The 5,909-nt window shown below is 61.9% G+C and carries 5 protein-coding genes; all 5 read right to left on the bottom strand.

Annotated features, from left to right (window positions below; genetic code table 11):
• A partial coding sequence (locus AC1DVU_RS22295) for an NAD(P)-binding protein (RefSeq protein ID WP_476924661.1) occupies nt 1-156 on the bottom strand: 156 nt, incomplete at its 3' end.
• Between the two features lie 439 nt (nt 157-595).
• Entirely contained in the window at nt 596-3,184 is a 2,589-nt protein-coding gene (locus tag AC1DVU_RS22290) for an ATP-binding cassette domain-containing protein (protein WP_476924660.1), read from the bottom strand.
• A 77-nt stretch (nt 3,185-3,261) separates the two neighbouring features.
• A complete protein-coding gene (locus tag AC1DVU_RS22285) occupies nt 3,262-4,551 on the bottom strand; it encodes a substrate-binding domain-containing protein (protein WP_476924659.1) in 1,290 nt (429 codons plus the stop codon).
• On the bottom strand, nt 4,548-5,525 hold the full coding sequence (locus AC1DVU_RS22280; protein ID WP_476924658.1) for an ABC transporter permease: 978 nt from the start codon (nt 5,523-5,525) through the stop codon (nt 4,548-4,550). The genes AC1DVU_RS22285 and AC1DVU_RS22280 overlap by 4 nt, the downstream gene beginning before the upstream one ends.
• 119 nt (nt 5,526-5,644) lie before the next feature.
• A partial coding sequence (locus tag AC1DVU_RS22275; RefSeq protein ID WP_476924657.1) for a hypothetical protein occupies nt 5,645-5,909 on the bottom strand: 265 nt, incomplete at its 5' end.

Raw genomic sequence — 5,909 nt, 5'->3', positions numbered from 1 at the left:
GCCTAGCCCGTCGCTCTTCTCGAACAAGATGGTCGAGAAGCCGAGGTCGCGGAGCTTCTTCAACTGGTAGGTGCCGCTGAACCCGGCTCCCACGATCACTACGTCGTAGGTGGACGACGCGGTCGTGACGGGTGTGTTCGTGTCGGTAGTCGTCATGGATCTGACCTCTCATGTGTGTCGGCGCTGGCCCCTGGAGGACGCGCCCCCTGGTGCTCGCGTGATGCTCGTGCGTGGTCTCGCGGGGAGAAGGCGTTCATCGGACCGTAATCAAGACGATATGACACACGCCACAAAGAACTCAATAGAGGAGAGACATATTTATATACGTAGAACGGCCCGATCGAAGAAGTGGCTCAGCACGTCGAACAGCCTGTCCTGACTGCGATTGGCAGCACTCGTGATCGTCTCGTCGCAGAGGACGAAGGGGAGGCATGGAATCGCAACTGAGAAGAAGTGTCTGCAAATAAGTGAGATGCCATATTTGATTGCAGCCTGCAACCAGTTATCGGGACTCGGGCACGACGAACCCGCCGCTTGAGACATGTTCGCGGAGGCGGCTCCGGTGGGTGAGCTCGACGTGTGGCGGGCTAGCGACTCATAAGGCAGCTAGTCGGCTGCGTAGTACTCGCCTCAGCCGAGCGAGACTCTCGCCGGAACTGAGTAGAGCGATCAGTGTAAGCGCGCCGGCCAGCACGAAGCTGGTGCCATCATCGAGCGCGAGGACGACGACCAGGCTCTGGCTGAGTACCAGGATTCCTCCACCGATCGCCGCACCGATTAGCGAACCATGTCCACCAGAGAGCGCTGCGCCGCCAAGCACCGGTGCTGCGATGGCGAGCAGGGTAAAGGAATTGCCTGCGTTGGGATCGCCGATGCCGACCTGAGCCGCCAGGATCACGCCGGCAACCCCGGCGAGACCGGCACAGATCATGTAACAGAGGGTGCGAACGATGCCGGCAGAAATGCCGAGCCGGACCGCGTACTGACCGCTCAGTCCGACCGCTCGTGTTCGTAGACCAGAACCCGTGTGCCGGAACCAGACATCGGCAAGTGCGAGGACGCCGACCAAGACGATCAGCGCTATCGGAACGGGACCGACCTTCTTCAGCATCAGCTGTTCACTGAGCGCGGGGGAAATCATCCCATCGGCCGTAGGCCGCATCATGAAAGCAATACCGGAGACGACGCCCAGCGTGGCGATGGTGGCGATGACCGGTGAAATTCCCACCTTCTCAACTAGTAGCGAGTTCACGCCGCCGACGACGACTCCGAGGAGGACCGAAACCGCGAGCCCCAGCACCAGTAGTTTGCCCGGACCGCCCGTTGCGCCCCATTCTGACATCAGGATCAGAGACAGGGTCATCACTGCGCCGACAGAGACGTCGATGCCCCCGATCAAAAGCACGAAATATTGCGCGGCCGCCACGGCGATCAGCGGCAGCGCCAACAGCGCGACGTTGTAGATTCCCGGCTCCGTGAGGAAAGTGTCGTTCTTCGAGTTGGCGAACAGCGCCAGCGCAATCATCAGGACGACGAGCGCGGCAAGACGGACCGACTCGGCAGTGAGCAGGCGCGAACGCGAGCGTTCATGCACGCGACTAGGTGGGTTTGTGATCGCCGTGACGATCTCTTCGCCGACGACAGCGGCGCCGCCGGCAAGTTCGTGCTCAACGGCGAACGCACCCACGATCGCCTCCTCGGTCGCACCGATGCCCTCAAGCTCAGACGTCACCTTGCCCCGGCTCATCACAAGGATGCGGTCACACAACCCGGCGAGCTCCGATGCGTCGGAGCTAACCACGACGACAGCACTTCCCCTGTCTGCGATGCCACGAAGGAAGCGGTAGATGTCTAGGCGTGACCGCACGTCGACTCCCTGGGTGGGCTCGTCGATGAGCACGACCTTCGGCTCCATAGCCAGTACTCGGGAGATTGCCACCTTCTGCTGGTTGCCGCCTGAGAGATCTGCAGGAAGCTGTGAGGAGTGGTTCACTCGAATGCGGTATTTGTCGATGGCTGCATCCACAAACTTGCGTTCTTTGCGCAGCCGCAAGATGCCACCAGAAGACAGCGAGGGCAATACCCCGACGCCGATGTTGTCGCCGATACTCAGGCCCCCAAAAAGTGACTCGGCCTTTCGGTCTGCGCTGAGGTATACGACACCATTACTCACAGCGGCGCCATACGACCTGAGCTCAGTGTCGCCAACTGTGACAGTGCCGCCGCCGTCGCCAATGCCGGCCAGCGCCTTAAGGAGGGGGAGCTGGCCGTTCCCGTCTGCTCCCGCGATACCGACGATCTGGCCGGCACGCAACTCGACGTCGACCGGCCCGTAGCCGAGCCCCTCAAGTGTGCGAGCAGTGAGAATCAATTCCTCGTCCTGACTGTTCATTCGATCGGGAAACTCGAGGTCCACTCGTGTCCCAGCCATCAGTTCGACGAGGCGTTTGGGAGTTACTGTGGATGCGTCGTAGACGCCTTGGTCCTTCCCATCGCGGAGAACAGTTACCCGGTGCGCTACGCGCATGACCTCTGACAGACGATGGGTGACGAACAAGACGGCGCTGCCGTCGGCGGCGACTCGGCGCATCAGCTCAAGCACGATATCCACGCCATGCGAATCGAGTGCAGAGGTTGCTTCGTCAAGGATGAGAACCTTCGGGCGGCAAGCAACGGCACGCACGATCTCGACCAGTTGGCGATCACCAGGCGGCAGGGCCGCCGCCTTGAGCGAGGTGTCGATGTCGAATCCGTAAGACTGGAGGAGTTCCTCTGCCCAATCCGAGATTTGAATGAACCGGGGACGATGTGTGCGGTCAGTCCCGAGGTAAAGGTTCTGGGCGACCGTGAGATCGCCGATCAGTGATCCGTCCTGGAAGACGGTGATCGCACCATTCCTTTGAGATGTGGCCGGACGTGCCGACGCAACGGGCGCACCTGCAATGCGCAAATCGCCTTGGTCGCGAGCAACTGTGCCACTTACGATACCGACCAGTGTGGACTTGCCGGATCCGTTCTCGCCGACCAAGGCGTGAATTTCTCCGGGAGACAGCTCGAGGCTGGCGTTCTCAAGGGCTTGCACGGGCCCGTACCGCTTGGATAGGCCCGCCGCGTTAAGCAGCAGCGGGGCTGCGGACTCGGCTACCGCACGGTCGTGGACGGCAGTGGGAATGGAGTCGGACATGATCGGCGCCTCTCTAGGGGGAATGGGGGCCGGGTCGGTGCGGGCCTTGATACGCCCGCACCGACCGGCATGTGGCGTCAGCCCTTGGCGAGCATCTTGTTCATGACGTCATCAGGCACCAATGTGCTTGGGCCCGGGTATTCATCAGAGCGGTTCTTGATCCAGTAGCCCTTGACGGCCTTGACGAATGGACGAGGCACTTCGATGACTGGCTTGACCTTCTCGCCAGATAGCTGGGCAACAGCGGCTGTAACGGAGGCTCGACTCTCCCAGGTGAGAGCGCTGGTGTGGTAGAGCGTGAACTCGTCGGGGGTGCCCAGCTTCTCTTCCCAGGCTCTGGCCGCACCATTGTTGCTGGTCCACGTGATGATCGCCGGGATCTTCTTTCCAGCCTTTGTATATGCCTCGACGACCTGCGGTACCGGATCGGCGTAGTCATAGAAGATCGCGCGGTACTCCTTGCCAGAGCTCACAAGCGCCGAGGCACCGTCGAATGCACCAGCGAGAGTCCAGCTGGTGTCGACAGACTGACCGATCTCGGTGCCGGAGGGCAGGGCCTCCTTAAGGCACTTGTTCCACGCCGCGCCTTGCGGGTTGCCGGGCGTGCCGTTGAGAATTGCCAGGTCTCCAGTGAGGCCAAGGTTCTTCGTAGCCACATCGGCCATAGCCTTGCCCATCCCGCAGACATCAGCGGTGACCTCGTTCGACAACGAGGCTGTCGGAGCGTTGGGGGTCGGACTGACGTAGGTGGAGACCTTCGCCCCCGCCGCCTGCGCGGCTTTGAATGCCGGAAGTGCCGCCGAACCGAAGTCGTTGAAGCCGACAATCGCCTTGGCACCCTGAGAGGACAAGCTGCGGACGTTGGACAGATACGTGGGCAGATCGCCGTTGGCGTCCGTGTAAATGATCTTCCCGATCTCTGGGTACGTCAGTGCCTGGAGAATGACTTCCATCTTCACGACCTTGCGCCACTGGTTTCCGCCGAAGCCATCGGCGATACCCAATGTGATGCTCCCGTCACCGACATCGCAGGTTGTCGCTTTCCAACACTTGAGAGCCGATTCCTTCTGCGCGCCCGTAAGCGTGATCGCGGACCGTTTGAGCGCTTCCTGGACGGTGGGATCGAGGCTGTCCAGCTTGATGTCAGTGGTGCTGAACGCAGTGTCGACCTGCTTCTGGGCCTGCGCGTCGGTTATGGCGCTGACCGCCGAATCGTCGCCGCCCTTGTCGCTCCCGCCAGCGCTGCTGCCGCTTCCGCCACTAGATCCGCAGGCGGCCATGCCCAGCAAGAGCGCGACCATACCGGTCGCAATTGCCAAGCCTCTCCTTCGTGCGTTCCCGCCTGGGCGGTCCATGAACTTGGTCATTGTTGTTGCTCCTTGTTCTCTCGGTTCATGGCCTCGTCCGAAGTGGACCGGCCGTTGGATTTGCCACCGCGCCGCGCCGCGCCGACCGACCAGCGGAGGCGTTTGGAGATGACGACGAGGGTGAGCCCGACCCCGAGGACGAGACCCTGAAATGCGAGCGAGACTCCCGAGGAATAGCCGCGCACGCGAAGAATGTGTTCGAGCACGACGAGGAAGACCGCGCCGAACACGGTTGCGGCGGGCTTGACTCGGCCGCCGACAAGGGCTGCACCTCCGAGCACCACAGCAACGATCGGAGTCAGCAGGTAGGGCTGACCCAGCGTGAGGTCGGGGGTCGAAACTCGACCCGCGAGAAGGGTTGCTCCGCAGCCGACGATTGTCGTGCCGATCACCCATGCAGTGATTCGCTGGCGCACTGCGGCGAGGCCGCTGTTCTCTGCAGCGGGTCTGGCGACACTGCTTGCTGCCAGGCGTCGGCCGGAGGTGTGAAACTTCAACCAGAGAGCCGTGAGTGCCGCCACGATGATCGCCACGATGAGGATGATGCTGATTTGACCGATCGACCCGCGAGCGAAATCGGACAAGGCCGACGGAACTGTGGACACCGACTGCACTTGACCGCGGTAGATACGAGTCATGCCGGCGATGAGCTGACCGGTGGCAAGAGTCACCACGAGGGCGTCGAGGCGCGTCACCTCAACCAGGAGGCCGTTCGCCATCCCGATCGCGACGCATACGACAAGCGCAACGAGTAGCGCGCCGAGAAGCGCGCCGCCGTCGCCACCTGACTGCTTGAGCACGATCGCGCCGACCAGCGTTGTGGTTGAGGGGATACTGAGGTCGATCCCTCCTGTGCCAATGATGAATGCCTGGCCCAGCGCCATCAGCGCCATGACGCCGATCGTCGGAGTCAGAGTCGAGAGGCTGGCGCGGTTAAAGATATGCACATCAAGAACGAGCAGCCCGATGAGCACGAGAGCGACGTTGGCAAGGAGGATCCCTTGTCCGGGAATCCGAGTCGACGTCCCGACCGGCCTCGGTCGTGCCTCATCGTCGGCCTCGGCTATGGGAACTCTTTCTTGGGTGGGGGTGGTCATTTGAGCTCGAGGCCCTTGGAGTAGTTGGCGTTGGCTTCGGCTGCCCAGAGGTCGAGGTAGGCGCTGTTGCCGCCGGGCCACTGGAGCATCTGGCGGTGCTTGCCGGGGATGTTTGCGCCGTTGTACCAAGAGTCGGCGAAGCGGAAGAGTGAGACGTCATCGATGCTGTTGACCAGTGCGGTCCATTCTTTGTCGGCTTCGCGGGTGGGCTCGAAACGCTGGAACTTGTCGGCTTCGCGGGTGGGCTCGAAACGCTGGAAC

Source organism: Aeromicrobium sp. P2_G6, assembly GCF_056403535.1.
This window is presented reverse-complemented; position numbering and strand designations above follow the sequence as displayed.